Origin of the sequence: Marmoricola sp. URHB0036 (assembly GCF_000426045.1) — a bacterium.
GTDB lineage: Bacteria > Actinomycetota > Actinomycetes > Propionibacteriales > Nocardioidaceae > Marmoricola.
In genome coordinates, this window is the sequence record NZ_AUEP01000009.1 from 126,820 (window position 1) to 151,257 (window position 24,438).

24 protein-coding genes, 2 tRNA genes and 1 pseudogene are annotated in these 24,438 nt (G+C 70.0%); 15 read left to right on the forward strand and 12 right to left on the reverse strand.

The features are described 5' to 3' along the window. Positions 1-14: 14 nt before the first annotated feature. Complete coding sequence (locus H976_RS25845; RefSeq protein ID WP_051276710.1) at positions 15-1,001, reverse strand: hypothetical protein; 987 nt, start codon at positions 999-1,001, stop codon at positions 15-17. A gap of 87 nt (positions 1,002-1,088) precedes the next feature. Further along, a complete protein-coding gene (locus H976_RS0111485) occupies positions 1,089-2,939 on the reverse strand; it encodes a phosphoenolpyruvate carboxykinase (GTP) (RefSeq protein WP_027861667.1) in 1,851 nt (616 codons plus the stop codon). Positions 2,940-3,337: 398 nt separating this feature from the next. On the opposite strand from H976_RS0111485, the gene H976_RS0111490 reads away from it, so the two are divergent. From H976_RS0111490 to H976_RS0111540, 11 genes are all read left to right on the forward strand, one after another. Then, positions 3,338-3,410: transfer RNA gene (locus H976_RS0111490), tRNA-Arg, on the forward strand. Positions 3,411-3,664: 254 nt separating this feature from the next. Beyond that, positions 3,665-4,654, forward strand: coding sequence for an aldo/keto reductase (locus H976_RS0111495; RefSeq protein WP_027861668.1), 990 nt, complete (start codon positions 3,665-3,667; stop codon positions 4,652-4,654). 77 nt (positions 4,655-4,731) lie between these two features. Further along, entirely contained in the window at positions 4,732-5,070 is a 339-nt protein-coding gene (locus H976_RS0111500; protein ID WP_027861669.1) for a helix-turn-helix transcriptional regulator, read from the forward strand. A gap of 1 nt (position 5,071) precedes the next feature. Continuing rightward, on the forward strand, positions 5,072-5,713 hold the full coding sequence (locus H976_RS0111505; protein ID WP_027861670.1) for a dihydrofolate reductase family protein: 642 nt from the start codon (positions 5,072-5,074) through the stop codon (positions 5,711-5,713). Between the two features lie 9 nt (positions 5,714-5,722). Continuing rightward, positions 5,723-6,184, forward strand: coding sequence for an SRPBCC domain-containing protein (locus tag H976_RS0111510; protein ID WP_027861671.1), 462 nt, complete (start codon positions 5,723-5,725; stop codon positions 6,182-6,184). A 103-nt stretch (positions 6,185-6,287) separates the two neighbouring features. Further along, a tRNA-Arg gene (locus tag H976_RS0111515) sits at positions 6,288-6,360 on the forward strand. Positions 6,361-6,416: 56 nt separating this feature from the next. After that, positions 6,417-7,058: a hypothetical protein gene (locus tag H976_RS28760; RefSeq protein ID WP_051276711.1), complete on the forward strand. Its 642-nt coding sequence runs from the start codon at positions 6,417-6,419 to the stop codon at positions 7,056-7,058. 110 nt (positions 7,059-7,168) lie between these two features. Continuing rightward, a complete protein-coding gene (locus H976_RS0111525) occupies positions 7,169-7,750 on the forward strand; it encodes a VOC family protein (RefSeq protein ID WP_027861672.1) in 582 nt (193 codons plus the stop codon). Between the two features lie 12 nt (positions 7,751-7,762). After that, a complete protein-coding gene (locus tag H976_RS0111530) occupies positions 7,763-8,596 on the forward strand; it encodes a nuclear transport factor 2 family protein (protein ID WP_027861673.1) in 834 nt (277 codons plus the stop codon). Positions 8,597-8,608: 12 nt separating this feature from the next. Continuing rightward, positions 8,609-9,349, forward strand: a complete 741-nt coding sequence (locus H976_RS0111535; protein WP_027861674.1) for an SDR family oxidoreductase — start codon at positions 8,609-8,611, stop codon at positions 9,347-9,349. Between the two features lie 17 nt (positions 9,350-9,366). Then, positions 9,367-11,097, forward strand: a complete 1,731-nt coding sequence (locus tag H976_RS0111540) for an MOSC and FAD-binding oxidoreductase domain-containing protein (RefSeq protein WP_027861675.1) — start codon at positions 9,367-9,369, stop codon at positions 11,095-11,097. Here H976_RS0111540 and H976_RS0111545 read toward each other — a convergent pair. Continuing rightward, positions 11,094-11,993, reverse strand: a complete 900-nt coding sequence (locus H976_RS0111545; protein WP_027861676.1) for a LysR family transcriptional regulator — start codon at positions 11,991-11,993, stop codon at positions 11,094-11,096. The genes H976_RS0111540 and H976_RS0111545 overlap by 4 nt on opposite strands. Positions 11,994-12,006: 13 nt before the next feature. Between H976_RS0111545 and H976_RS25855 the strand changes: the two genes are divergently transcribed. Continuing rightward, positions 12,007-13,059: an EamA family transporter gene (locus H976_RS25855; RefSeq protein ID WP_231388876.1), complete on the forward strand. Its 1,053-nt coding sequence runs from the start codon at positions 12,007-12,009 to the stop codon at positions 13,057-13,059. A 24-nt stretch (positions 13,060-13,083) separates the two neighbouring features. Here H976_RS25855 and H976_RS30645 read toward each other — a convergent pair. Further along, positions 13,084-13,818 (reverse strand): annotated as a pseudogene (locus tag H976_RS30645) (SMP-30/gluconolactonase/LRE family protein); the annotation flags it as partial. Positions 13,819-13,903: 85 nt separating this feature from the next. Beyond that, positions 13,904-15,157 carry a lytic transglycosylase domain-containing protein gene (locus H976_RS30350; protein WP_081682837.1) on the reverse strand — a complete coding sequence of 418 codons (1,254 nt, stop codon included), beginning with the start codon at positions 15,155-15,157 and terminating at the stop codon, positions 13,904-13,906. Between the two features lie 197 nt (positions 15,158-15,354). On the opposite strand from H976_RS30350, the gene H976_RS0111565 reads away from it, so the two are divergent. Both H976_RS0111565 and H976_RS0111570 read left to right on the forward strand, forming a co-directional pair. Then, positions 15,355-16,476, forward strand: a complete 1,122-nt coding sequence (locus tag H976_RS0111565; RefSeq protein WP_027861678.1) for a phosphatase PAP2 family protein — start codon at positions 15,355-15,357, stop codon at positions 16,474-16,476. Next, positions 16,469-17,080 (forward strand): TetR/AcrR family transcriptional regulator, encoded by a 612-nt coding sequence (locus tag H976_RS0111570; RefSeq protein ID WP_027861679.1) that lies wholly within the window; start codon positions 16,469-16,471, stop codon positions 17,078-17,080. The genes H976_RS0111565 and H976_RS0111570 overlap by 8 nt, the downstream gene beginning before the upstream one ends. A 60-nt stretch (positions 17,081-17,140) precedes the next feature. Here H976_RS0111570 and paaI read toward each other — a convergent pair whose 3' ends face one another. From paaI to paaA, 6 genes are all read right to left on the reverse strand, one after another. Beyond that, positions 17,141-17,569: a hydroxyphenylacetyl-CoA thioesterase PaaI gene (gene paaI / locus H976_RS0111575; protein WP_027861680.1), complete on the reverse strand. Its 429-nt coding sequence runs from the start codon at positions 17,567-17,569 to the stop codon at positions 17,141-17,143. Further along, positions 17,566-18,633, reverse strand: coding sequence for a 1,2-phenylacetyl-CoA epoxidase subunit PaaE (paaE, locus tag H976_RS0111580; RefSeq protein ID WP_036225951.1), 1,068 nt, complete (start codon positions 18,631-18,633; stop codon positions 17,566-17,568). Before paaE ends, paaI begins: the two co-directional genes overlap by 4 nt. Next, positions 18,633-19,112, reverse strand: a complete 480-nt coding sequence (paaD, locus tag H976_RS0111585) for a 1,2-phenylacetyl-CoA epoxidase subunit PaaD (RefSeq protein WP_027861682.1) — start codon at positions 19,110-19,112, stop codon at positions 18,633-18,635. The genes paaE and paaD overlap by 1 nt, the downstream gene beginning before the upstream one ends. Then, on the reverse strand, positions 19,109-20,038 hold the full coding sequence (gene paaC, locus H976_RS0111590; RefSeq protein WP_036225954.1) for a 1,2-phenylacetyl-CoA epoxidase subunit PaaC: 930 nt from the start codon (positions 20,036-20,038) through the stop codon (positions 19,109-19,111). Before paaC ends, paaD begins: the two co-directional genes overlap by 4 nt. 85 nt (positions 20,039-20,123) lie before the next feature. Next, positions 20,124-20,429: a 1,2-phenylacetyl-CoA epoxidase subunit PaaB gene (paaB, locus tag H976_RS0111595; RefSeq protein ID WP_027861684.1), complete on the reverse strand. Its 306-nt coding sequence runs from the start codon at positions 20,427-20,429 to the stop codon at positions 20,124-20,126. After that, on the reverse strand, positions 20,426-21,358 hold the full coding sequence (paaA, locus tag H976_RS0111600) for a 1,2-phenylacetyl-CoA epoxidase subunit PaaA (RefSeq protein WP_027861685.1): 933 nt from the start codon (positions 21,356-21,358) through the stop codon (positions 20,426-20,428). Before paaA ends, paaB begins: the two co-directional genes overlap by 4 nt. Before the next feature lie 56 nt (positions 21,359-21,414). Here paaA and paaZ point away from each other — a divergent pair, with 56 nt between their 5' ends. Continuing rightward, entirely contained in the window at positions 21,415-23,466 is a 2,052-nt protein-coding gene (gene paaZ, locus H976_RS0111605; protein WP_036225956.1) for a phenylacetic acid degradation bifunctional protein PaaZ, read from the forward strand. A gap of 11 nt (positions 23,467-23,477) precedes the next feature. Here paaZ and H976_RS0111610 read toward each other — a convergent pair whose 3' ends face one another. Next, on the reverse strand, positions 23,478-24,341 hold the full coding sequence (locus tag H976_RS0111610) for an SGNH/GDSL hydrolase family protein (RefSeq protein ID WP_081682839.1): 864 nt from the start codon (positions 24,339-24,341) through the stop codon (positions 23,478-23,480). Positions 24,342-24,438: the final 97 nt, after the last annotated feature.

A 24,438-nucleotide genomic window follows, 5' to 3' on the forward strand; every position in this document is an offset into this window, starting at 1 on the left:
GAGCTCTGAGTCGGTCAGTTGTCGGGGGCTGACTCCGAGTCCCGGCTCCCCATCGCGTAGCCCAGCTGGAACCTCGTCTCCACGCCGTACTCCTCCTTGAGGGCGGCGACGTAGGAGGCATAGGTGCGCGTGCTGACGCCCACACGTTTGGCACTCGCAGGGTCGCTGTGGCCCTCCGTGAGCATCCGCACGGTCAGCTGTCGCACCTCCGCGGCGATGTCGCTGTCGGAGGCGCTGCCCCGCTCGTTGTACTCGCGAGCCCGCTCCCAGGAGCGGTCGAAGATGTCCGCGAGGTAGGAGACCAGGTTCTTGTCGTGGATGGCGAGAGCCACGTCGGGAGCCTCGCCCGGGATGATCGCCAACCGACGGTCGATCACGATCAGCCGGTTGAAGAACTCGTCGAGCGTGCGCACCTGGGCGCCGTGGGCGAGCATCAGGTTCACGTAGTCGCGGGTGGCCTTCGAGCGCCGAGCTGTGTGCTGGTAGAGCGTGCGCATGTGCACGCCACGTTCGATCGTGCGCAGGTCGCGGTCCACCGCCTGCTGCAGGATGACGGCCCGCCGAGCCCCAGCCGGCTGCGCAGTCAACAGCTCTGTCTCGGCATCGTCGACGGTCGACTCAAGGAAGCGGTTGATGTTGGCCAGGCCGCGGATCTCGTCGATCGGGCTGCCGGTCGGCGTACGCCGATAGGCCTGCGACAGCTGGGCGAAGGTGTCGGCCCACGCCGCGGACTCCGCGAGCAGCTCGGCCACCTGCCGGCCCATCGGGGCCACCACGCCGGACTGCGCCGCCGCCGGATCGGACGCGACCCACCCACCCGACTCGGCCTGGCGCAGCAGGCCCAGGTCGACCAGCACGCGCACGGCCGGGTGGTCGCTGTGGCCGGGCCTGAGCCGGGGGTCGCTCTCGGGGAGCACCCCCTTGGCCACGACCTCACGGAAGATCGTCCCGGCCGTCCCCTCCAGCAGTGCGCGTCGCTGCGGACCCTGCTGCATGTTCATGCAACGCAGCATGCCCTGAAATGACAGGACCCGCACCCTGGGGGCGCGGGTCCTGGTCGGTCAGCGAGACAGGCGGTCAGGGCACTCTCAGGCGCCGAGTCGCGCCTTGAGGCCGTCGAGCTCGGTCCACAGCACCGCGGGGAGCTGGTCGCCGAACTTCTCGAACCACTCGGTGATCTGGGGGATCTCCTGCTTCCACTCCTCGACGTCCACGTCGAGCGCCCGGCGCAGGTCGTCCTCGGTCACGTCGAGACCGTCGATGTCGAGGGAGCCCGGCGCGGGGACGTGGCCGATCGGCGTCTCGACCGCCGCGGCCTGGCCGTCGATGCGCTCGATGATCCACTTCAGCACGCGGCTGTTCTCACCGAACCCGGGCCACAGGAAGCCGCCCTCGTCGTCGCGGCGGAACCAGTTGACGTAGAAGATGCGGGGCATCTTGGCGGCGTCGTTGTCCTTGCCCATGTTGATCCAGTGGCTGAAGTAGTCGCCGGCGTTGTAGCCGATGAACGGCAGCATCGCCATCGGGTCGCGGCGGACCACACCGACCTGACCGGTCGCGGCAGCGGTCGTCTCCGAGGAGAGGGTCGCGCCCATGAACGTGCCGTGGACCCAGTCGCGGGCCTCGGTGACGAGCGGGATGGTCGTCTTGCGTCGGCCGCCGAAGAGGATGGCGTCGATCGGGACACCACGCGGGTCGTCGTACTCCGGGGCGAGCATGTCGCACTGCTTGATCGGGGTGCAGTAGCGGCTGTTCGGGTGGCTGGAGAGCTCCTCGGAGTCGGGCGTCCAGGGCTCGCCCTTCCAGGAGGTGGCGTGGGCCGGCGGGTTCTCCAGGCCCTCCCACCAGACGTCGCCGTCCTCGGTGAGCGCGACGTTGGTGAAGACCGAGTTGCCCTTGTTGATGGTCTTCATCGCGTTGGGGTTGGTGTGCTCGTTGGTGCCGGGCGCGACGCCGAAGAAGCCGTACTCCGGGTTGACCGCCCACAGCCGGCCGTCGTCGCCCACGCGCATCCAGGCGATGTCGTCACCGATGGCCTCGACCTTCCAGCCCGGGATGGTCGGCTCGAGCATGGCGAGGTTGGTCTTGCCACAGGCACTCGGGAAGGCGGCCGCGACGTACTTCGTCACGCCCTCGGGGCTGGTCAGCTTCAGGATCAGCATGTGCTCGGCCATCCAGCCCTCGTCGCGCGCCATCGCGCTGGCGATGCGGAGGGCGTAGCACTTCTTGCCGAGCAGGGCGTTGCCGCCGTAACCCGACCCGAAGGACCAGATGGTGCGCTCCTCGGGGAACTGCACGATGTACTTGGTGTCGTTGCACGGCCAGGCGACGTCCTCCTGGCCCTCGTCGAGCGGCATGCCGACGGAGTGCAGCGCGGGGACCCAGTGGAACTCCTCACCGGCCGCGTCGAGCTCCTCCATCTTGCGCAGCACGTTGGTGCCCATGCGGGCCATCACGCGCATCGAGGCGGTGACGTACGCCGAGTCGGTGAGCTCGACGCCGAACATCGGGTGCTCGGCCTCGAGGTGTCCCATCACGAACGGGATGACGTACATCGTCCGGCCCTTCATGCAGCCCGCGTAGAGCTTGCGCATGATGGCCTTCATCTCGCCGGGGTCCATCCAGTTGTTGGTGGGCCCGCAGTCCTTCTCGTCGACCGAGCAGATGTAGGTGCGGTCCTCGACGCGCGCAACGTCGGTGGGGTCGGAGGCCGCGTGGAAGGAGTTCGGCTTCTTCTCGGGGTCGAGACGGGTGAAGGTGCCGGTCGCCACCAGGGCGTCGGTCAACTCGACCCACTCCTCGTCCGATCCGGTGCACCAGTAGACGCGGTCGGGGGTGGTGAGCTCGGCGACCTCGTTGACGAAGGCGAGGATGCCTGCGTGGGATGTCGGCGCGCTGTCGTGGGTGGCGGTGGTCTCGTTCGACGTGTCGGCGGTCATGCCTGTTCCCTCTCGAGCATTTCCGGTGGACCCGTGCTGGGAACGACCGGCCGCCGAACGAATCGGCGGAGTGTGTCCTTGAGTTTCAGTACCCGGGTGCCGCGCCGTTGCATCACCCGATTTGTATCCCTCAAGTTAGTCCCCCGAATGTGCGGGGAGTAGCTGAGGATGAAGGGGAATCTACGTTCCCGAGACGCTGACGCCTATTGGATCGATCCAGCGGTCTGACCGGCGGGATGAGTGTGGGCGGGCTCACGTCGAAAACGAATTTGTTGTGCGAAGCGCGGTCGAATGCGCGGGGCCCGAAAACCCGTCGTACCTGCGCAGCGCCGTCCGATTTCGACCGCGCCCGGATCGTCGGCTAGAGTTTCGCAGTCCTCGGAGCAGTCCGGGACCCGGCGCCTGTAGCTCAACGGATAGAGCATCTGACTACGGATCAGAAGGTTTGGGGTTCGAATCCCTACAGGCGCGCAGCGAGGCCACAACAAGAAGACCCCCAAGCGATGCGCGAAGCGCCGCTCATGGGGGTCTTCTTGTTGTGCGCCGAGCAAGCGCCTGTCGACGAGCGCAGCGAGGAGCACAGGCGCGCAGCAAGGCCCGGGCCACAGCGAGGAGCACAGGCGCGCAGCGAGGCACGGCTGCGTTGGCGAGGCACGGTTGCGCGGCGAGGCACAGGCGCGCAGCGAGGCCCGGGCCACAGCCAGCAGCGCCGTAGCGTGGAACACATGGACACACGCACGCTCGGCACCACCGGACTCCAGGTATCCGCCCTCGGTCTCGGCTGCATGGGGATGAGCCAGTCGTTCGGTCCGCGACCCCCGCGCGAGGAGATGATCACCTTCCTCCGCGCCGCGGTGGACAGCGGCGTGACCCTCTTCGACACCGCGGAGGTCTACGGCCCCTTCCACAACGAGGAGCTCGTGGGCGACGCACTCGAACCGGTGCGCGACGACGTCGTCATCGCCACCAAGTTCGGGTTCGCCTTCGACGAGGACGGCAAGCAGACCGGGGTCAGCAGCAGGCCGGACAGCATCCGTGCCGCCGTGGACGGTTCCCTGCGTCGACTCCGGACCGACGCGATCGACCTGCTCTACCAGCACCGTGTCGACCCCGAGGTCCCCATCGAGGACGTCGCCGGCACCGTCAAGGAGCTCATCGCGGCCGGCAAGGTCCACCACTTCGGGATGTCGGAGGCCGGCGTACAGACGATCCGGCGGGCCCATGCGGTGCAGCCGGTCACGGCCCTGCAGAGCGAGTACTCCCTGTTCTGGCGCGAGCCCGAGGACGAGATCCTGCCCGCTCTGGAGGAGCTCGGCATCGGCTTCGTGCCCTTCAGCCCTCTTGGTCGCGGCTTCCTGACCGGTCAGGTCACGGCCCAGACCGAGTTCGGAGAAGGCGACATCCGCGCCACCCTCCCCCGCTTCGAGCGCGAGGCGCTCGAGGCCAACCTCGCGCTCGTCGAGCTCATCACCCGGGTCGCCGATCGCAAGGAGGCCACCGTCGGCCGGGTCGCCCTCGCCTGGTTGCTCGCGCAGAAGCCGTGGATCGTCCCGATCCCCGGAACCAGGCGGCTCGGCCGCCTCGAGGAGAACCTGGGGGCGGCCGACCTCGAACTCACCCCCGAGGACCTCGCCGAGCTCGACCGCGCATCAGCCAGCGTGCAGGTGCAGGGCGACCGCTACCCAGAAGCCATGCAGAAGATGATCGACCGCTGACTCATCACCGGCGACCGCGGCGGCTTCTGGCGCGAGTCGCTTGACGGACGGGTGCCTGTCACTCAATAGTTAGGTGTGTGCCTAAGTATCACGACGAGCTGACCGAGGTGCTCCGCGCCATCGCGGACCCGACGCGTCGGGCCGTCGTGGAACGGTTGGCGAAGTCCCCGGCTGTCGTCTCCGAGCTCGCGGCGCCCTTCGAGATGGCCCTGCCGTCGCTCATGCAGCACCTGCGCGTCCTCGAAGAGGCCGGACTGGTCACCTCGCACAAGCACGGACGCGTCCGCACCGTCAGCCTGCGGCCGGGCGGACTCGACGTCGTACACCTGTGGCTCGGCGAGCAACGAACGCCTGCCGAACATCAGGCCGACCGGCTCGGCCTGCACCTCACCCGCACCACCCCGAAGGGAACCTGACATGACCCGCGTACGCCTCGACCTGAACATCTCGCTGGACGGCTACACCTCGGCCGGCCAAGGCCCGGAGAACCCGATGGGCGAGGACTGGGGACCTCTGATGGCGTCCTACACCGCGACCCGCACCATGCAGCGGCAGGTGTTCGGTGACACGACGGGCGCCGGCACGACCGGTCTCGACGACGCCTACGCGGCGGCGCACTTCGAGGGCGTCGGCGCTGAGATCATGGGTGCCGGGAAGTTCGGCCTGCACGCCTTCCCCGACGATCCGGACTGGAAGGGCTGGTGGGGTGACGAGCCTCCGTTCGGGATGCCGGTCTACGTCCTCACCCACACGGCACCGCGACCGTCGATCCAGCAGGGGGCCACGACGTTCCACTTCCGGAACGCCGGGATCGAGGAGGTGCTCGCCGAGGCCACGACCGCGGCCGGTGGCCTGGACGTGCGTGTCGGCGGCGGCGTCAGCAGCGCGCGCGACTACCTGCGGGCCGGTCTCGTCGACCACCTGCACGTCGCGATCGCCCCGATCGTGCTGGGCCGCGGCCACCGGTTCTGGGACGACCTGCGCGGTCTCGAGCTCACCCACAAGGTGACGTCGGAAGTGGCCGGGAGCGGCACGATCCACGTCACCTTCACGCGATAGGCCCCACACATGACGATCGAACGCCGACTCGCCCGTGCCGACTTCACCCTGACCCGCGACTACCCCGCTGCCGTCGATCGGGTCTGGGACGCGTTCGCCGAGGAAGAGCAGAAGCTGGCGTGGTGGGGCGCCGGCGACGCCATCGAGCCCGGCGAGTGGGTCTTCGAATTCCGCGTCGGCGGACGCGACGTGGCCGAAGGGAAGTTTCACGACGGTCCCGTCACACGCTACGAGGCCACCTACACCGACCTCGTCGAGCACGTCCGCATCGTCACGACGTACGACATGTGGCTCGACGGGCTGCACATGTCGACGTCGGTGGCGTCGCTCGAGTTCGAGCCGATCGAAAAAGGCACCCGGTTCACGCACGTCGAGCACGGCGTCTTCTTCGACCAGTTCTGGGCCGACGGGCCGAACCGGGAGCACGGAACCCGTGGCCTGCTGGACTCCTTGGGCACCTACCTCGCCTGAGGCACGTTGTACGGCGGGCCACGTGGTGCGACCTCGGCTCTCAGCCTCGATGTGCCCCGATCCACCTCGATAGGACACACTGGTGGCGCCAGTGCACGCCCCGGCGCCTGTAGCTCAACGGATAGAGCATCTGACTACGGATCAGAAGGTTGGGGGTTCGAATCCCTCCAGGCGCGCACATCTTCTGGCCCGGGCGTGACGTCCGCGTGGGTGGTCGAGTACACATGACACCGTGACTGTCGATCCCACTCCGGAAACCCGTGACTCCTCAGAGGTCGGTTCGTCCGTCGCACGGGCTGCCTGGGCAGAGGCCGCGCGTCCGGTGCTCGTCGAGGCGGCCGGTCGCTACCGGGCGACGGTGACCCTCAAGCAGCTGGCCGCGGCCGTGCAGGAGGCTTCCGGGATCACCACCACCGTGCCGATGCACCAGTGGATCGGCGACGTGCTCGGTCGGGTCACCGACGAGTGCCAGTCACGAGGCGAGCCGTTGCTCTCCTCGCTGTGCATCAGCGTCCAGGGCAGTGTCGGTCAGGCGTACGCCGACGCGGTCGAGCGCGCCCGTGGCACCCGCCCCGACGACCCCGACGGGCATGCCGCGGACGAACGGCTCAGCTGCTACCGCCACTGGGAGGCCGACGGACTGCCCCGGGACGGAGGTACGCCGCTGCGGACCGCCCACTTCACTCCGGCGCGCAAGGCCCCTGCTCGCAAGGCAGCCGCACGCAAGCCCGCCGCCACCCGCCCATCGAGTCCGCGCAAGATGACCGGACGCCCCACGGCAGCGGCAGAGGCGACCCCGACCAAGCCGGTCCAGCTCTGCCCCCGTTGCTTCACCCAGGTGCCGGCCTCCGGGATCTGCGACTACTGCGACTGATCGGTCCCGCGACCTGAGGTTCACCCGACACGGGTGAAGTGCTGGCGCGCCCCATCGGGAGGAATCGGAGGGACAGCGGCGAGAGTCGAGCACGAACGGGAGCAGCAGACATGGACATGAAGCTCGAGGTGGTCACCATCCCCGTCTCGGACGTGGAGCGGGCGAAGGCGTTCTATCTGAAGCTCGGATGGAGGTTGGACGAGACGCCCGACTGGGTCGTCCAGTTCACCCCACCCGGTTCACAGTGCTCGATCCACTTCGGCCCGAACCGTACGTCGGCCCCACCGGGCTCCTCGGAGAACAACTACCTGATCGTGTCCGACATCGAGGCCACCCACGGCGACCTGGTCGAGCGAGGCATCGTCGTCAGCGAGGTCTTCCACCTCGGCGACGACGGTCCGGTGAGTGGGCCGGCTCCGGGGCACGCGACGTACTCCTCGCTCGCCACCATCACGGATCCCGACGGCAACCGCTGGACGCTGCAGGAGGTCACCACCCGGCTGCCCGGTCGCGTCGAGGCCACCGAGACCTCGTTCGGGTCGGCCAGCGACCTGGCCGGTGCCCTGCGCCGGGCCGCGGCGGCTCACGGGGAGCACGAGAAGCGAGAAGGCGGCGTGTTCGACGAGCAGTGGCCCGACTGGTACGCCGAGTACATGGCGAGTGAGGCTGCCGGGACCGAGCTGCCGACCTGAGGACCGGACGTCATGCCATGGGTCCCCGAGGTGTTCAGCGCACCGGTCCTGCAACAGATCCTCGATCGGCGCCGACGCGACGCCATGGTCGCGGTGCCGTACTTCGACGGGCTGCTGGCCGGCGAGCTCGATGCCCTCATCGAGTCGTTCGCCGGTGAACCCGAGCTGCACGACCCCGTGCGGGGCCGGATCAGGGGCGTCGAGGCGTTCACGGCGTTCGTGGCCGAGACGCGGGCGTGGCTGGCCCGTGACCACGTCACGGTCGAGGACGTCGGCCACGTCATCCTCGACGAGGGCGGCTTCGAGGAGGTGGTGCTGCACGGGCAGGCCTCGACCGGCCCGGTCGACCTCCCAGTCGCCGTCGTCGCGGACCACACCTCCGACAACCGGCTCACCGAGCTCCGGGTCTACTCGAGCAACTGGCCGCTGACCGGTCAGCACGTGATCCGCCCGCCACTGCTGCAGTCCGATCCGGAGCTGCGCCTGCCGGGCGTGGTGGGCGACTACCAGCAGGCCCTGGCGCGAGGAGATGTCGAGGCCGTGGTCTCCGCGTTCAGCACGGGCGGGTACGCACGCGAGCCGGCAGGAGGTGCCCACCAGCACCGGGGAGCCGACGAGCTGCGCCGCTTCTACGGGCAGCTGTTCGCCAACGACGGCGGCATCGTGATGGAGCACTGCGGGCTCGTCGACGACGGTCACACCTCGGCCCTGGAGTACAACACCGTCCGCTGGGGCCGCACCGAGCTCGCTCCGCAGGCGGGGGTCGCCATTCATGTCCGCGGCCGCCACGGCCTGGAGGCGGTGCGCATCTACGACGACGTCGATCCCCCGGTGACGTGGGCCTGAGGAGGTAGCAAGATGGAAACGGAACGCCGACCCGACCTGCTGGGCCAGACGGTGGTTGTCGTCGGAGGCAGTGCCGGTATCGGGTTCGAGACGGCTCGGCGGGCGAAGGCCGAGGGTGCGGACGTCGTCCTCACCGGACGCAACGAGGAGCGGCTCGAGAAGGCAGCGGCCACGCTGGGCGTGTCCCGTACCGCCATCTTCGACGCCAACGACTCGAGGGCCTTGCAGTCGTTCTTCGAGGAGCTGGACGGTCCCGTCGACCACGTGATGGTCACGGCCGGCGGTCCGTACTACTCCCGCCTCGCCGACATGGACTTCGACGAGGCGCGGCGCGCCCTCCAGGAGCACCCGATGCTGATGGTCGGGGTGGCGAAGCACGCCCGGGACCTGATCCGTCCGGGAGGCGGGCTGGTGTTCATGGGTGGCACGGGCGCCCGCAATCCCGCCCGGGGTGTCGGCCTGATGTCGGCCATGACGGTGGCGCTCCCGGCGTTGACGGCCAGCCTCGCCCTCGAGATCGCACCGGTGCGCATCAACCTCGTCGCCGCCGGCTTCGTCGACACTCCCCTGTCGGCGTCCCTGCTGGGTGACGGGCTCGACCAGCGGCGCCAGGAGCTGCGTGAGACGCTGCCGATCAGGCGGGTGGTCACGCCGGAGGACGTCGCCGCGCTCGCCGTCCACCTGATGACCAACACGGCGCTGACCGGTGCGACCTACGACATCGACGGTGGGCAGCAGCTGCTCCCCGCCTAGGGAGAGCAGGAGCTCTGATGGCAACGCTGCTGGCGGTCAACGTCGGACTGCCTGCGGACGTGCCGTGGCGCGGACGCACTGTGCACACCGGGGTCTGGAAGCGACCGGTCGTCGGCGCGCGCATGGTCGGTCGTCTCAACATCGACGGAGACGGGCAGGGCGACCTCGCCGGCCACGGCGGAGAGCAGCGAGCCGTGCTGGTCTACCAGGTCGAGTCCTACCGGCACTGGCAGGAGTACTTCGGACGCGACGAGCTCGAGCACGGCTCCTTCGGGGAGAACTTCACCGTCGAGGGCCTCGCTGACGACGAGGTCTGCATCGGGGACCGGTACCGCATCGGCGAGGCCGAGTTCGAGGTCACCCAGCCGCGCGTCACCTGCTTCCGCGTCGGGATGCGGATGGGAGAGCCTCAGCTGCCGTCGCTGCTGGTGGCCCACCACCGGCCGGGGTTCTACCTGCGCGTGATCACCGAGGGTCACGTCGCCGCCGGCGACGAGATCGTCCGGACGCAGCGCGGTCCGCACGCGTTGAGCGTGGCCGACGTGGACGCCCTGCTCTACCTGCCCGGGCACGACGCGGCCGCCCTGGAAGCCGCTCTCGACATCCCGGCCCTGAGCCCGGGCTGGCAGCAGTCGTTCCGCAGCATGCTCGAGAGCGAGGCAGGAGCTGCGGCGCCGGCCGGCGTCCCGGTGGCGCCACCACCCGCCTGGTCGGGGTTCCGTGCTCTCACGGTCACCGACATCGTCGACGAGACCCCGACCGTGAGGTCCTTCCGGCTCGCGGCCGACGAGCCGCTGCCGTCGTACGCCGCCGGCCAGTACGTCACCCTCCGCCTGCCGGGGGAACCGTCGCTGGTGCGCACCTACTCGCTGTCCGGCGACCCGGACGACGGCCGCTACCGCATCAGCGTGAAGCGCGAGTCGCACGGCGCAGGCAGTGCGCAGCTGCACGACCACGTGCAGCGCGGCGACCAGATCGAGGCCGCGGCCCCGCGCGGCGGCTTCGTGCTCGAGCCCGGGAGTACGCCGGTGCTGCTGATCTCGGCGGGCATCGGGCTGACGCCGGTGCTGGGCATGCTGCACCGGCTCGTCGACGAGCGTGCGACCCGCGAGGTGTGGTGGATCCACACCACGCACGACGAGCACAGCCACGCGCTGGCCACCGAGGCCGCCGACCTGGTCAGCGAGCTGCCGGCGGCGCGCTCCCTCGTCTACTACACGACACCGGTCGAGCCTCTCGGGCCTGACTCTGCCGTGAAAGCCGGCCGGGTGACCGGAGAGGTGATCGCCGGCCTGGACCTCCCGGTCGACGCGACGGCGTACGTCTGCGGGCCCGAGGTGTTCATGGACGACGTCGTCGCCGCACTGGGGCGCGTCGGTCTCCAGCCTGCTCGCATCCACACCGAACGGTTCGGCTCGCGCGCGCGGATCAACCCCGGCGTCGTCGAGACGGACGCACCCCCACCCCATCAGCCGCCTGGCCCTCCGGGCACCGGCCCGGCGATGACCTTCGCCCGCTCCGGGCTGACGACCTCGTGGTCGCCGAGCTATGCCTCCGTGCTGGAGCTGGCCGAGGCCTGCGACGTACCGACCCAGTGGTCGTGCCGCACCGGCGTCTGCCACACGTGCGTCACCGCGGTGCTCTCCGGCGAGGCGTCGTACGACGTGCCGCCGCTCGAGCCGCCCGGCGACGGCGAGCTGCTCATCTGCTCGGCCCGACCGACCACCGACCTGGTGCTGGACCTCTAGGCGGGGTGAGGAGCCGCGAGTGCGTCGACGACCGCCTGCACCGCGGGCGAGTCGGCCATGCTGCGGCGGTGCACGGCGACGATGTTGCGGGTCGGGACGGGGTCGTGGGCACGGACAGCGACCAGGTCGTCGGTGAGGGCCTCGCGACCTAGGCGCGGGACGAGGGCGATGCCGAGGCCGGCTCGCACCAACGCCAGGTGTGACTGGAACTCCATGGACACGTGGGCGATCAGGGGCTGGCGGCCGGTGCCCTGGTACATCCGGGACAGCCACTCGCGACAGATGGTGCCGGCGGGGGTGGCGATCCAGCTCTCGTCGACGAGGTCGTGCGGAGAGACCCGGGCACGACTCGCGAGCGGGTGGCTTGCGTGCACGATCACGTCGGCCACGTCGTCGGCCACTGCCGTGGTGACCAGGTGGTCGGGGATGACGAGGGACACGTCGCCCCAGCTGTGGGCGACGCCGACGTCGGCCTGGCCCGAGGACACCAGGTCGATGGTGTCCCACGGCTCTCGCTCGGCGAGGGTCAGCGTCAGCTCGGGGTGGGCCGAGGCGAGCTCTCGGACGCGGGGGGCCACCAGACCCCGCATGGCGGTGGAGAACGCGGCCACGCGCAGGTGGCCGGCGACCGTGGCGGACTGGCGGTGCAGCCCGGACTCGATGCTCTCCAGGTCGGCGAGCAGCCGGTCGGCGGCGTCGACGAGGTGCCTGCCCTCGCGCGTGAGCATCACGCCCCGACCGACGCGCTCGAGCAGCACCACGTTGGTCTGTCGCTCGAGCCGCTTCACCTGTTGGGACACGGCGCTCGGGGTGAAGCCGAGGGCGTCCGCTGCTGCCACCACGGACCCGTGCGTGTCGACGGCCCGCAAAGCGGTCAGGGCACCCAGATCGATCATGTAGGGATGCTACATGGATTGGCCCATCATCATTCGCTGGTGCTTCATCGTCGTACCCGTCAGTCTTGACTCCGTGAACAGGCGCGACTCCCTGCTGGCCGCACTTGTGGCCACCGTCTGGGGCTTCAACTTCGTGGTCATCGACTGGGGGATGAAGGACGTCCCTCCGCTGCTGTTCGCCGCGATCCGGTTCACGCTCGTCGTCTTCCCGGCCGTCCTGCTGGTACGCCGACCGGCGGCCCGGTGGCGCACCGTCGCAGCGGTGGGAGCGTTCATGTCGCTCGGCCAGTTCGGGCTGCTCTACGTCTCGATGGACGCCGGCATGCCGCCCGGCCTGGCCGCCCTGGTGCTCCAGGCCCAGGTCATCTTCACCGTCGTCATCGCCGCCGGCGCGCTGCGCGAACGTCCGACGCGACCGCAGGCCGTGGGAGTCGCCCTCGGCTCGATCGGGCTCGTCGTCGTGGCCGTCGGGCGCGGCGGGCACGTCCCGCTCGGCGCCCTCGTGCTCTGCCTGCTCGCCGCCCTCTCGTGGGGGATCGGCAACGTGGTCTCGCGGGCCTCGGGTGTCACGGGCGGGCTGTCGCTGACCGTCTGGTCGGCGGCCGTGGTGCCGGTCCCGTTGTTCGCGCTCTCGCTGGTGCTGGACGGACCCGCCACCGTTGGCACCGCGCTCGCCTCCCTCTCCTGGCAGGCGATCGTGTCCACGGCCTACACCGCGGGTCTCGCGTCGCTCGTCGGTTACGCGCTCTTCAACGGCCTGCTCAGCCGGAACCCGTCCTCCGCGGTGGTGCCGTGGGTGCTGCTGGCCCCGGTCGTCGCCATGGCCTCGGCCTGGGCGCTGCTGGGTCAGCGTCCGACGACCGGCGAGCTGGTGGGCGGCGCCGTGCTGGTCATCGGAGTGCTGGTCGCGATGCGCCGTTCGCGCGGCGCACCGTCACGGCAGGCCGCCGTGGGCGACCTCGACCTCGGTGGCGAGGATGCGCCCTTCCTTGGCGGCTCGCCGGTTGTGGGCCAGGAAGTCGGGGGCGCAGCACAGGAACAGGGTGCGGCCGTCCGGGCCACCTAGCATGCACGCGTAGGTGCCGGTGCCGGTGTCGACCTGGTCGACGATCTCCCCGCCCTCGCGCACCCGGATCGCGCGTTCGCCGTCGGCGTCCGCGATCCACATGAGCCCCTCGGCGTCGATGCAGCAGCCGTCGGGGGCGACGTCGAGCTGGGCAATGGCCTCGCCGACGTCCGTCGCGGTGGGTACGGCGCCGAACTCCGCCCACACCCGTCGGTTGGTCAAGGTGCCGTCCTCGGCGATGTCGAACGCGGTCGTCCGGTTGCCGAAGGTCTCGTCGACGATCAGGGTGCCGTCGAGGATGACGCTGCCGTTGGGGAAGTGGAGGTCCTCCGCGACCGTGGCGGTGGTGCCGTCCGGGTCGACCCGGGTCAGGGTGGCGGTGCTGAGCTCGGCGCCTCCCATCAGGTCGAAGCCGAAGTTGCCCAGCCAGGCCCGGCCCTCGGAGTCGACGACCATGTCGTTGGGGTCGCCGGTGACGAAGTCGGCCAGGTCGGCGTGCGTCACCAGGGAGCCGTCGGTCTCGCGGCGCAGCAGTCGGGTGTCGTGCTGGGAGACGATCAGCAGCCGCCCGTCGGGAAGCCAGCCCAGTCCGGACGGCTGGCCGGGCACCTCTGCCTCGCGGCGCAGGTCGCTCCCGTCGTACGCGACGGAGAGCACCTGCTGGAGGTAGAAGTCGGAGAAGTACAGCCGGTCGTCGTGCCAGCGTGGGCACTCCGAGAAGTGCAGGTCCTCGACGACGGTCCTCAGTTCGCGTGCCATCTCCCGGACGCTACCTGCCACGGACCTGACGTGGCAGCGTCCTGTGGATGGGGCGGTGGACCCGGGCTACTGACGCAGGCTTCGCTCAGTAGCCGTAGCGCGCCATGCAGGCGTGGTACTGCGTAAGCTTGCCGCCGAGCAGGGCCGCCAGCGTCGAGACGCCGACCTCGGCCAGGCAGGTGGTGCTGGCCACCGCCTTGGTGAGGTGCTCGACCGGGTCAGGTGCCTGGGTGGCGCCACCCGAGCCGCTGCCCGAACCGCCGGTGCCGGTGATGTCGCCGACGGCGCCGCCGACGGCGTCGCCGAGGTTGGAGACCGCGTTGCCGCCGCCCCCGTCGGAACCGCCCGCTTGACCCGGGGTGCCCGGCAGGACACCGCCGCTGGAACCGGAGGAGCCGCTGCCCGAACCGGAGGCGCCGTTGGCAGCCTGCTGCTGCGCGAGCTTCTTCTGCTTGGCCTGGCGGACCTTGGCCTGGTGGTGGGCCTTGGTGATCGCGGTGGAGTAGGAGGAGGCCGAGGAGGAGTAGGACGCGCCGCCGTAGGTGCCCGAGGGGACCGCGGTGTAGTCACCGGAGGAGTAGGCCTCCATGATCCGCAGCACCAGGTTCACGTAGTCCTGGGAGTGGTTGTAGCGGAACACCGCTGCTTCCTGCCCGGAGCGGTTGGACAGGTTGTCCTTGCCGGAGCACAGGTAGACCGCGGTGCCCAACGCCGCGTCGTCCATGTCCTGGGGGTTGCGCTGGCCATCGCCATCGGCATCGACCTTGACGACCTGCCAGGTCGAGGGGATGAACTGCATCGCACCCACGGCACGGTCATAGACGGGGTCCTTGTCGAGCTGGCCACCGTCGGTGTCGGCGATGGCGGCGGTGCCGTTCTTGCCGTTCAGCTCGATGCCGTAGATACCGGGCTTGGAGACCCCGTCCTGGGTCAGGGTGTTCCCGCCGTAACGGCCGTGGTCAGACTCCACCCGCCCGATCGCCGCGATCAGCTCCCAGGGGATGTTGCAGGACTTGTCCGCGGAGTTGATGATCTGCGCACCCCGCTGGTAGGCCGCCAACGCCGGAGCCGGGATCCCGTTGGACGAAGCACCCGAGACCACCGAGTCAGCCGAACCCTGCGGCACCGCCGGAGCGATCTCACCCGGCACCGGCACACTGGCCGGCGCCTCGATCGCCTTCGCCGGCACCTTCGTGCCATCAGGCAGGGAGCTGTGCTTGGCGTCCGCACTGCTCGCGGCGGCACTCGAGCTGACCAGGCTGGCCGTCCAGGCGCCCGAGAGCAGCGCCAGTGGCAGGAGCACCATCGACTTCTGACGAGCACTCAGTCGGTGGGTCATCACTGCCTTTCGCTGCGGCGTACGCCGATGGGGGTAACCGTGTGAGGCTAGATCACGATCTGCACCAAATGCCCATGCTGTCTCAGTCCGCGGCGCGTGAGCCACGTCTCAACGGCGATGAGCGCTCCCTCACATCCGCGCCTCGGGGTGTCGAGTTGGATTCCCGCATTGTCGGTCCGACTGCCTATCGTGTCCCTGTGGAGTCGCGCCCGCGGGACCTGACTGCGACGCCACCCGAGCGTCCCGCGAAGGCGGTCCACGGGGGGCGTCGTACGCGCACGCTCGACCGGTGGGTGCCGCGGCGGTTGCAGGTCCTCGTGGTCCTCGCCGCCGTCATGTGCGTGGCGACCGTGCTGGTCGCCCAGTCCCAGAACCTGCCCGTCCGTGACCCCGACGACGCGCTCGGTCCCTCCTGGATCCGGCTGCCCCTGATCCTGCTCCTCGCCGTGCTCATCGACGTGGTGCCCCGCGTGGCGCTGCGTCACCGTGCCGGCACGGGTGGCTACGCCTCCATCCAGCGAGTGCTGGCCGAGCGCTGGCCGCACGAGCAGATCCGGTTCACCCTCATCGGGCTGGCCAGCTGGTACCTCACCTACAGCGCCTTCCGCAATCTCAAGAGCGCGGTGCCGTTCGTCAACGACCGGCTCTGGGACGCCCAGCTCGCCGACCTCGACCACCTCATCTGGCTCGGCCACGACCCGGCCCCGGTGCTGCACGACCTCCTCGGCGTCGGCTGGGCCGCCACCTTCCTGACCGGCGTCTACCTGCTCTGGATCGGCCTCATCCCCGCCAGCCTGGCCTGGGCGCTGACGTGGACGCGCAACCACGCGCTGGCGGCGTGGTACATCACCGCGCTCGCCTTCGACTGGGTGCTCGGCGTGGCCGGTTACTACGCGCTGCCGACCCTGGGCCCGATCTACTCGCGGCCGGTGGACTTCCTCTCGCTGCCCCAGTCGAGCCAGACGTTGCAGTCGAGCATGATGACCGACCGGTTCCAGGTGCTCGGCGGTGCCCGGACGACCGACACTCTGCAGACCATCGCCGCCTTCCCGTCGCTGCACGTCGGGATGATGGTCACCATCTGCCTGCTCGTGCACTGGAACACTCGCCGTCTCCTGCCCCGGCTGCTGAGCTGGACGATGCTGGTGCTCACCGTGCTCGCCACCCTCTACCTCGGCTGGCACTTCTTCATGGACGTGCTCGGCGGTGCCGCGGTCGGCGCCCTGGCGGCCTGGCTCGGCGCGTTCGCCACCGGGCAGCGCCCTCCGCGGTTCTCCGCACGGACGGACGAACCCGTCGGAGCCGTGGAGCGTGAGTGACGTAGCACCACCTACTCCGGCCCGTCGGGGACGACCCGGCTACGACCAGGAGACGGTGCTGCGACGCGCCATCGAGGTGTTCAACCGGCAGGGGTACGACGCCACCAGCATCGGCGACCTCGCGCGCGAGCTCGGGCTGACCAAGTCCGCGATCTACCACCACGTTCCGAGCAAGGAGGCGCTGCTGGCCGCTGCGCTCGACGAGGCTCTCGACGGGCTCTCCGCGGCGATCGACGCCGCCGGGCGCGCGACCGGCGAGGTGAGTGCCTACGAGCGGCTCCGCGACGCCGTACGCCAGTCGGTGGAGATCCTCGGCGACCACCTCCCCGCGGTGACGTTGCTCCTGCGCGTGCGCGGCAACAGCGAGGTCGAGCTGGCCGCGCTCAAGCGCCGGCGGGTGATCGACGACAAGCTCGCCGGCCTCGTCCAGGCCGCCGTCGACGAGGGCTCGCTCCGCGCCGACATCGCCCCCGAGCTGATCAGCCGGCTGCTGTTCGGGATGGTGAACTCCCTGGTCGAGTGGTACCGCCCCGACGGCCCCGTCGCCGTACACGACCTCTCCACCGCCATCGTCGACCTGGCCTTCGAGGGACTCCGCGCGTAACAGATAGTCCAGAACGCTTGGCCGCTTCCGACGCCGTACCGAGCGGCATCTCGCTCTGGACTATCCGGGAATGGGGTCGCCGGTGGATCGGCTGCGGCCGCGGAACTCGGCGATCACGGTGTCGTCGGAGGAGCGGGTCACGGTGACGTCGTACAGACCGGAGCGGCCGCGGCGGGCGCGTTCGACTGCTACGGCGAGGAGCTCGTCGCCGAGGCGGGCCGACTCCAGGAGGGTGACGTCGAACCCCGAGGCGACGGTGACGGTGCCGTGGGAGTTGCAGGCGAAGGCGAAGGCGCTGTCGGCCAGGGACGCGATCAGCCCGCCGTGGCAGAGGTCCCAGCCGTTGATCATGTCCTCGCGCACCGTCATGGACAGGGACGCGGTGCCGGGACCGACCGAGACGAGCCGCATGCCGAGTGCCTTCGAGGCGGCGTCGCCGGACCACATCGCCTCGGCGCTGGCGCGGGCCAGCTCGTCGGGCGTGGTCATGCGTCGTAGTCCACGGTGACCTCGTCGGAGACCGGGTGGGTCTGGCAGGTGAGCACGAAGCCGCGCTCCACCTCGTCGTCGTCGAGGGCGTAGTTGCGACGCATCTCGGCCTCGCCCGAGACCAGGTGCGCGCGACAGGTGCCGCAGACGCCGCCCTTGCAGGCGAACGGCAGGTCGGCGCGCACCTTCTGGGCCGCGTCGAGGATGGTCTGGTCCTTCGGCATCGGGGCGGTCGCGCTCCGCCCGTCGAGTACGACGGTCACGGTGCTGGTCTCGCCGGTGAGAACGGCCTCCGGCCGGTGCAGCTCCGGGGGCGGCTCGTCGACGTAGAACAGCTCGAAGTGGACCTTGTCGCGCGCGACCCCGAGCTCCTCGAGAGCCGCGCGGCAGTCGGCGATCATCGCGAACGGCCCACACAGCCAGACGTGGTCGACGCCGGCGAGCGGGACCAGCGTGGTCAGCAGCCTGCGCAGCCGCTCCCCCTCGAGCCGGCCCGAGAACAGCTCCACGTCGCGAGGTTCGCGGGAGAGGACGTGCACGAGATCGAGGCGGGCGCCGTACCTGTTCTTCAGGTCGGCCAGCTCCTCGGCGAACATCACCGACGACGTGGTCCGGTTGCCGTAGAGCAAGGTGAGTCGCGAGTCCGGGTGGCTCAGCACGGTCGAGGCGATCGACATCATCGGCGTGATCCCGGACCCGGCAGCGATGCACAGGTGGCGACCGCCGTCGGCCTGGGCGCGGAAGCTGCCCTTCGGGGTCTGCACCTCGACCTCGTCGCCCGGCCGGACCTCGTTGACCAGCCACTCCGAGAACCGACCACCGGGGATCAGGCGTACGCCGACGCGCGGACGGTCCCCGACCTGCGCGCAGATCGAGTAGTCGCGTCGGTGGTCCTCGCCGTCGATGACCCGGCGCAGGGTGAGCGACTGCCCGGCCTCGAAGTCGTACGACGCACGCAGGTCTTCGGGCACGTCGAAGGTGACCGCCACCGCGTCGTCGCAGAGGCGCTCGACCGAGGCGACGGTGAGGGTGTGGAAGTCGCCCCGCACGCGCGTCTGGGTCATCAGATCTCCTTCACGTGCTCGAACGGCTCGAGGCAAGCCGTGCAGCGGTACATCGCCTTGCACGCCGTCGGCCCGAACTCCGAGGTCAGCTCGACCTCGCTCGAGCCGCAGCGGGGGCAGCCCAGCACGCGCCGGGTCGGCAGCAACGACAGCCCGACCGGCCCGGTGGGGGCAGCCCCGGGTGGGGAGATGCCGTGACGGGCCAGCGACTCGCGGCCGGCCGGGGTGATCCAGTCACTCGACCAGGCCGGGCTCAGGCTGACGCGCACCTCGGCCTCGAAGCCGGCGTCGGCGAGCCGGTGCACGAGGTCGTCGCGCATGGTGGCCATCGCCGGACAGCCGGAGTACGTCGGCGTGATCGTCACGACCACGCGGTCGTCGTACTCCTCCACCGAGCGGAGCACCCCGAGGTCCTCCAGGGTGAGCATCGGCATCTCCGGATCCGTCACCGACGCGGCGACCGCGGCCGGCGTACTCACCAGACCCCCAGCGGGTGTGCGCGAGCCACGGACTGCATCTCGGCCAGCAGGTGCGAGAGCGCCTCGGTGTGCCGACCGTCCCGGCCGGTGCCGCCGGCGACGGGACCGATCTGGGGCACGTCGTGCCGCTCGACGCCGCTCACCGAGAACACCTGCTCGAGGATCACCGCGACCTCGGCGGCCACGTCCGACGGCGCGACGCCGACTCCCGCCGCGGCGACCGAGGTCTCGACCGGGTGGTCGGTGAACAGCTCCTCGTGGAAGGCGAACACGGGCGGCAGTGCAGCCAGCAGCCGGGACCGGGACTCGTCGGTCCCCTGGGCCAGGGTGAGGAACCACCGACCGGCGTAGTCGCGGTGGTAGGTGACCTCCTTGACGCCCTTGGCGGCGATCGCTGCCAGCACCTGGTCACGCGAGGAAGCGAGCCGCTCCAGCAACGCCAGCCGCCAGGTCGAGAACAGCAGCAGCCGCACGATGGTCACGGCGAAGTCGCCGTTGTCCGGCTCGACCAGCCGCGTGCTGCGGAACTGGGCGTCGGGCCGGAAGAACGCCAGCGCGTCCTCGGGCGGCACCGGTGAACCCTCGGGCATGGCCGGGACCACGGCCGGCGAAGCCGCCGCGGCCCGGGCGAGCAGCAGCCGGGCCTGGCCGAGCAGGTCGAGCGCGATGTTGGCCAGCGCGATGTCCTCCTCGAGGTCGGGCGCGCGGCTGCACCACTCCGAGAGGCGGTGGGAGTAGATCAACGCGTCGTCGCCGAGCATCAGGCAGTACGCCGCCAGCTCCTCGGGGTCCACTCCGTCGGGAATGGTGGTGTCGACGCCGGCCAGCGGGTCCTCGAATGAGGTGCCGAACGCCCAGTGGGACGCGTCTCCACCGAGGAGGTCCTCGTCGTATACGGAGTCGTGAAATCCGCTTTCGGTAGTCACGATCGTTGGAATCCTTTCGGGGTCCCCGCGGAGTTGTTCGTCCGAGGAGCGAAGCGGGGGAGGCGAAGAACTTCGTGGGGTGAAATCACATGTGAGGAACGTCGTCGGGAATGGAGTAGAACGTCGGGTGCCGGTAGACCTTGTCGTTGGCCGGCGCGAACAGCGGGTCCTTCTCGTCGGGGGACGAGGCGGCGATCGCGTCGGAGCGGACGGCCCAGATGCTGACGCCCTCGTTGCGACGGGTGTAGACGTCGCGGGCGTGCCGCAGCGCCATCTCGTCGTCGGCAGCGTGCAGCGAGCCGACGTGCACGTGGTTGAGGCCGCGCTTGCCGCGCACGAAGATCTCGTAGAGCGGCCAGTCGTCCTGGACCATCTCGGGGACCTCGCTCATGCCGATGCCCCCTTCGCTGCGAACGCGGTAGCGGCTTCGCGGACCCAGGCGCCGTCCTCGTGGGCATGGCGGCGGTGGGCGATCCGCTGGGCGTTGCAGGGGCCGCCGCCCTTGACCACGCGCATGAACTCGTCCCAGTCGGGCTGGCCGAAGTCGTGGTGACCACGCTCCTCGTTCCAGACGAGCGACGGGTCGGGCAAGGTGACGCCGAGCGCCTCGGCCTGCGGCACGGTCATGTCCACGAACTTCTGACGCAGCTCGTCGTTGGTGTCGCGCTTGATCCCCCACGCCATCGACTGCTCGGTGTTGGGCGAGTCGGCGTCGGGCGGGCCGAACATCATCAGCGCCGGCCACCAGAACCGGTCGACCGACTCCTGCACCATCGCCCGCTGCTCGTCGGTGCCGCGCATCATCGTGGCCAGCAGCTCGAAGCCCTGCCGCTGGTGGAAGGACTCCTCCTTGCAGATCCGGATCATCGAGCGCCCATAGGGGCCGTACGACGTGCGACACAACGGCACCTGGTTGCAGATCGCCGCTCCGTCGACCAACCAGCCGATGGTGCCGACGTCGGCGTACGACAGGGTCGGGTAGTTGAAGATCGAGGAGTACTTCTGCTGGCCCTCGATGAGCAGCTCGGTCAGCTCGCGCCGGGAGACGCCGAGCGTCTCGCACGCGGAGTAGAGGTAGAGCCCATGGCCGGCCTCGTCCTGCACCTTCGCCAGCAAGATGGCCTTGCGGCGCAGCGAGGGCGCCCGGGTGATCCAGTTGCCCTCCGGCTGCATGCCGATGATCTCGGAGTGGGCGTGCTGGGCGACCTGGCGGATGAGCGTCTTGCGGTACTTCTCCGGCATCCAGTCGCGCGGCTCGATCCGGTCGTTGCGCGCGATGGTCTCGTCGAACTGCTTCTCGAGTGACTCGGTGGCCGTCATGGCGGCTCCTCCACGAATGTTTACTGACCGATCGGTCTGGTATTAGTCTGCCACACATGACCGACTCCGCTCCACTGCTCGAGAGCTACACCGCCGGCACCTGGTTCCGCGCCACCGACGAGGGTGCTCCTCTCGTCGACGCCGCGACCGGCGAGGAGGTGGCCCGGATCTCCTCGACCGGCATCGACCTCGCCGCCATGACCGACCACGCCCGAAGCGTCGGGGGGCCGGCGCTGCGCGCGCTGACCTTCCACGAGCGCGCCGGAGTGCTCAAGGCGACGGCCAAGCACCTCACCGAGCTCAAGGAGGAGTTCTACGAGCTGTCCACGCGCACGGGCGCGACCCGGCGCGACTCCGCGGTCGACATCGACGGCGGGATCGGCACCGTCTTCTCCTTCGCCTCGAAGGGCACCCGCGAGCTGCCCAACGACACGGTCGTCCTCGACGGTCCGGCCGAGCAGCTGGGTCGGCACGGCACCTTCCTCGGTCGGCACGTCTACACCTCGCGTCCCGGGGTCGCCGTACAGATCAACGCCTTCAACTTCCCGGTGTGGGGCTTCCTGGAGAAGCTGGCACCGGCGTTCCTGGCCGGCCTGCCGACCATCGTCAAGCCGGCCAGCCAGACGGCGTACCTCACCGAGCTGGTCGTACGACGGATCATCGAGTCCGGCCTGCTCCCGGAGGGCACCCTCCAGCTGCTCTGCGGGAGTCCCGCCGGCCTGATCGAGGAGCTCGGCGCCCAGGACTCCATCGCCTTCACCGGCTCCGCCGCGACCGGCGCCCACCTGCGCCAGCACCCGGCCGTGCTGCACGGCGGGGTGCAGCTGGGCATCGAGGCCGACTCGCTGAACTGCTCGGTGCTCGGGCCCGACGTCACCACCGACGACCCCGAGTTCGACCTGTTCGTCAAGGGCGTCGTCACCGAGATGACGGTCAAGGCCGGGCAGAAGTGCACCGCGATCCGGCGGGTCATCGTGCCGGCCGGCATCGCGGACGACGTGACCGACGCGATCGCGGCTCGGCTGGCCAAGATCACCGTCGGCAACCCCGCCGACGACGACGTCCGGATGGGCGCACTGGCGAGCCTCGACCAGCGCGAGGAGGTGCGCAAGGCGGTCCAGGCGCTGCGCAGCTCCGCCGACCTCGTCTTCGGCGACCCCGACTCGGTCGACGTGGTCGACGCCGACGCCGAGCGCGGTGCGTTCATGTCGCCGGTGCTGCTGCGCGCGACCGCGGGCGCCAGCGAGCCGCACGACGTCGAGCCCTTCGGGCCGGTCTCGACGGTGCTCAGCTACGGCGACCTCGCCGAGGCGGTCAACCTGGCCGCCCGCGGGTCCGGCAGCCTCGTCGGCTCGGTCGTCACCCACGACCCAGCCGTCGCGCGCACCGTCGTGCTCGGACTGGCCCCCTGGCACGGCCGGATCCTGGTGCTCGACCGCGACGATGCGGCCGAGTCCACCGGTCACGGCTCACCGCTGCCGATGCTCGTCCACGGAGGTCCCGGGCGCGCCGGTGGGGGCGAGGAGCTCGGCGGCATCCGCGGGGTGCTGCACCACATGCAGCGCACAGCCCTGCAGGCCTCGCCCGACATGCTCACCGCAATCACCGGCCAGTGGACGACCGGCTCGCACCGCACCGAGACCGACGTGCACCCGTTCCGCAAGAGCCTGGCCGACCTCGCCATCGGCGACACCATCAGCTCGGAGTCACGCACCATCGGGCTCGACGACATCGAGCACTTCGCGGAGTTCACCGGCGACACCTTCTACGCCCACACCGACCCCGAGGCCGCAGCCAAGAACCCGCTGTTCGGGGGCATCGTCGCCCACGGCTACCTCGTCGTCTCGATCGCAGCCGGCCTGTTCGTGGAGCCGAGCCCGGGTCCGGTGCTCGCGAACTTCGGCGTCGACAACCTGCGCTTCCTGACCCCGGTCAAGGCCGGCGACTCGATCTCGGTGACGCTGACGGTCAAGCAGATCACCCCGCGCACGAGCGCCGCCTACGGCGAGGTGCGGTGGGATGCGCTCGTCACCAACGGCGAGGGCAACCCCGTCGCGACGTACGACGTGCTGACGCTGGTCGCGAAGACCTGGCCACCCGAGGACTGACCCGCCCCCGATCACGGCAGGTGCAGCACCGTCCGCACCTGCTCGGCCATCTTCTGCTCGCCGAGGGCGTTGGGGTGCACGATCACCGGGTTGGTACCGGCCAGCACGGGCTCGACCCAACGCGTGCCGATCGGCTGGCAGGCATCGTGGCCGTTCGAGACGACGTTGAGGTCGACGTACGTCGCACCGGTGGCAGCCGCCGCTCGTCGTACGGCATCGTTGAGGGTCGCCTGCTCGTGGCGCAGGTAGGGCACGTCGCCGGTGGCCACCGGCATCTGCGGGTAGCAACCCTTGGTGGCGGGCAGGATCCACGGGTAGCTGAGGATCGCGACCCTGGCCTTGGGCGCCTTGGCGCGGACCGCCTTCAGCGCCTTCACCAGCGACGGGTACGTCGTGTTCTTGATGGTGTCCTCGAAGGAGGAGCCGTACTTGTCCTTGCAGGGACTGCCCTGTCCCGCTGTGGTCAGCCCCGCAGCACCGCACTCCAGGATCGAGTTGATGAACACGCCGCTGTCGTTGCCGCCGATCGTCATCGTGACCAGCTGCGTGTCGGACTTCACCGCGTCGAGCTGCGGCGAGACGTCCGGGTGCTGCGCCGTGAAGAAGTCCTTGGTCTCGGCCGCCCCGCAGGTGACGTCGGTGAGCTGGGCGCCGATCCGGGTCGCGAGCACGTGCGGGTAGTTGCGGCTCGATCGCAGGCACGTCACCGCACTCGCGCTCGCGTCGAGCGGCAGCACGCCGGAGGCGGCGCTGTAGGAGTCGCCCAGCGCGACGTAGCGCAGTGGGGTCTTCGCGGTCGAGGGAGCGGCCAGCAGAGCGAGGCCGGTCAGGGCGGTGGCGAGGGCGACCAGGACGACGACAAGACGTGCGCGCACGTGAGCTCCAGGGATCGGGGGGTTGTCGGTCCAACGAGTCGTGCCGCCATCCGGTTACGACTCTGGCTCGCCTGCCAAGACGAGAACGTGTTCTAGT

What these genes read in the sequence shown, in the direction of transcription:
- H976_RS25845 (WP_051276710.1), bottom strand. Translation starts at nt 1,001, where the DNA reads ATGAACATGCAGCAGGGTCCGCAGCGACGCGCACTGCTGGAGGGGACG.
- H976_RS0111485 (WP_027861667.1), bottom strand. Translation starts at nt 2,939, where the DNA reads ATGACCGCCGACACGTCGAACGAGACCACCGCCACCCACGACAGCGCG.
- H976_RS0111495 (WP_027861668.1), top strand. Translation starts at nt 3,665, where the DNA reads ATGGACACACGCACGCTCGGCACCACCGGACTCCAGGTATCCGCCCTC.
- H976_RS0111505 (WP_027861670.1), top strand. Translation starts at nt 5,072, where the DNA reads ATGACCCGCGTACGCCTCGACCTGAACATCTCGCTGGACGGCTACACC.
- H976_RS0111510 (WP_027861671.1), top strand. Translation starts at nt 5,723, where the DNA reads ATGACGATCGAACGCCGACTCGCCCGTGCCGACTTCACCCTGACCCGC.
- H976_RS0111525 (WP_027861672.1), top strand. Translation starts at nt 7,169, where the DNA reads ATGGACATGAAGCTCGAGGTGGTCACCATCCCCGTCTCGGACGTGGAG.
- H976_RS0111530 (WP_027861673.1), top strand. Translation starts at nt 7,763, where the DNA reads ATGCCATGGGTCCCCGAGGTGTTCAGCGCACCGGTCCTGCAACAGATC.
- H976_RS0111535 (WP_027861674.1), top strand. Translation starts at nt 8,609, where the DNA reads ATGGAAACGGAACGCCGACCCGACCTGCTGGGCCAGACGGTGGTTGTC.
- H976_RS0111540 (WP_027861675.1), top strand. Translation starts at nt 9,367, where the DNA reads ATGGCAACGCTGCTGGCGGTCAACGTCGGACTGCCTGCGGACGTGCCG.
- H976_RS0111545 (WP_027861676.1), bottom strand. Translation starts at nt 11,993, where the DNA reads ATGATCGATCTGGGTGCCCTGACCGCTTTGCGGGCCGTCGACACGCAC.
- H976_RS25855 (WP_231388876.1), top strand. Translation starts at nt 12,007, where the DNA reads ATGGATTGGCCCATCATCATTCGCTGGTGCTTCATCGTCGTACCCGTC.
- H976_RS30350 (WP_081682837.1), bottom strand. Translation starts at nt 15,157, where the DNA reads ATGACCCACCGACTGAGTGCTCGTCAGAAGTCGATGGTGCTCCTGCCA.
- paaI (WP_027861680.1), bottom strand. Translation starts at nt 17,569, where the DNA reads ATGACCACGCCCGACGAGCTGGCCCGCGCCAGCGCCGAGGCGATGTGG.
- paaE (WP_036225951.1), bottom strand. Translation starts at nt 18,633, where the DNA reads ATGACCCAGACGCGCGTGCGGGGCGACTTCCACACCCTCACCGTCGCC.
- paaB (WP_027861684.1), bottom strand. Translation starts at nt 20,429, where the DNA reads ATGAGCGAGGTCCCCGAGATGGTCCAGGACGACTGGCCGCTCTACGAG.
- paaA (WP_027861685.1), bottom strand. Translation starts at nt 21,358, where the DNA reads ATGACGGCCACCGAGTCACTCGAGAAGCAGTTCGACGAGACCATCGCG.
- paaZ (WP_036225956.1), top strand. Translation starts at nt 21,415, where the DNA reads ATGACCGACTCCGCTCCACTGCTCGAGAGCTACACCGCCGGCACCTGG.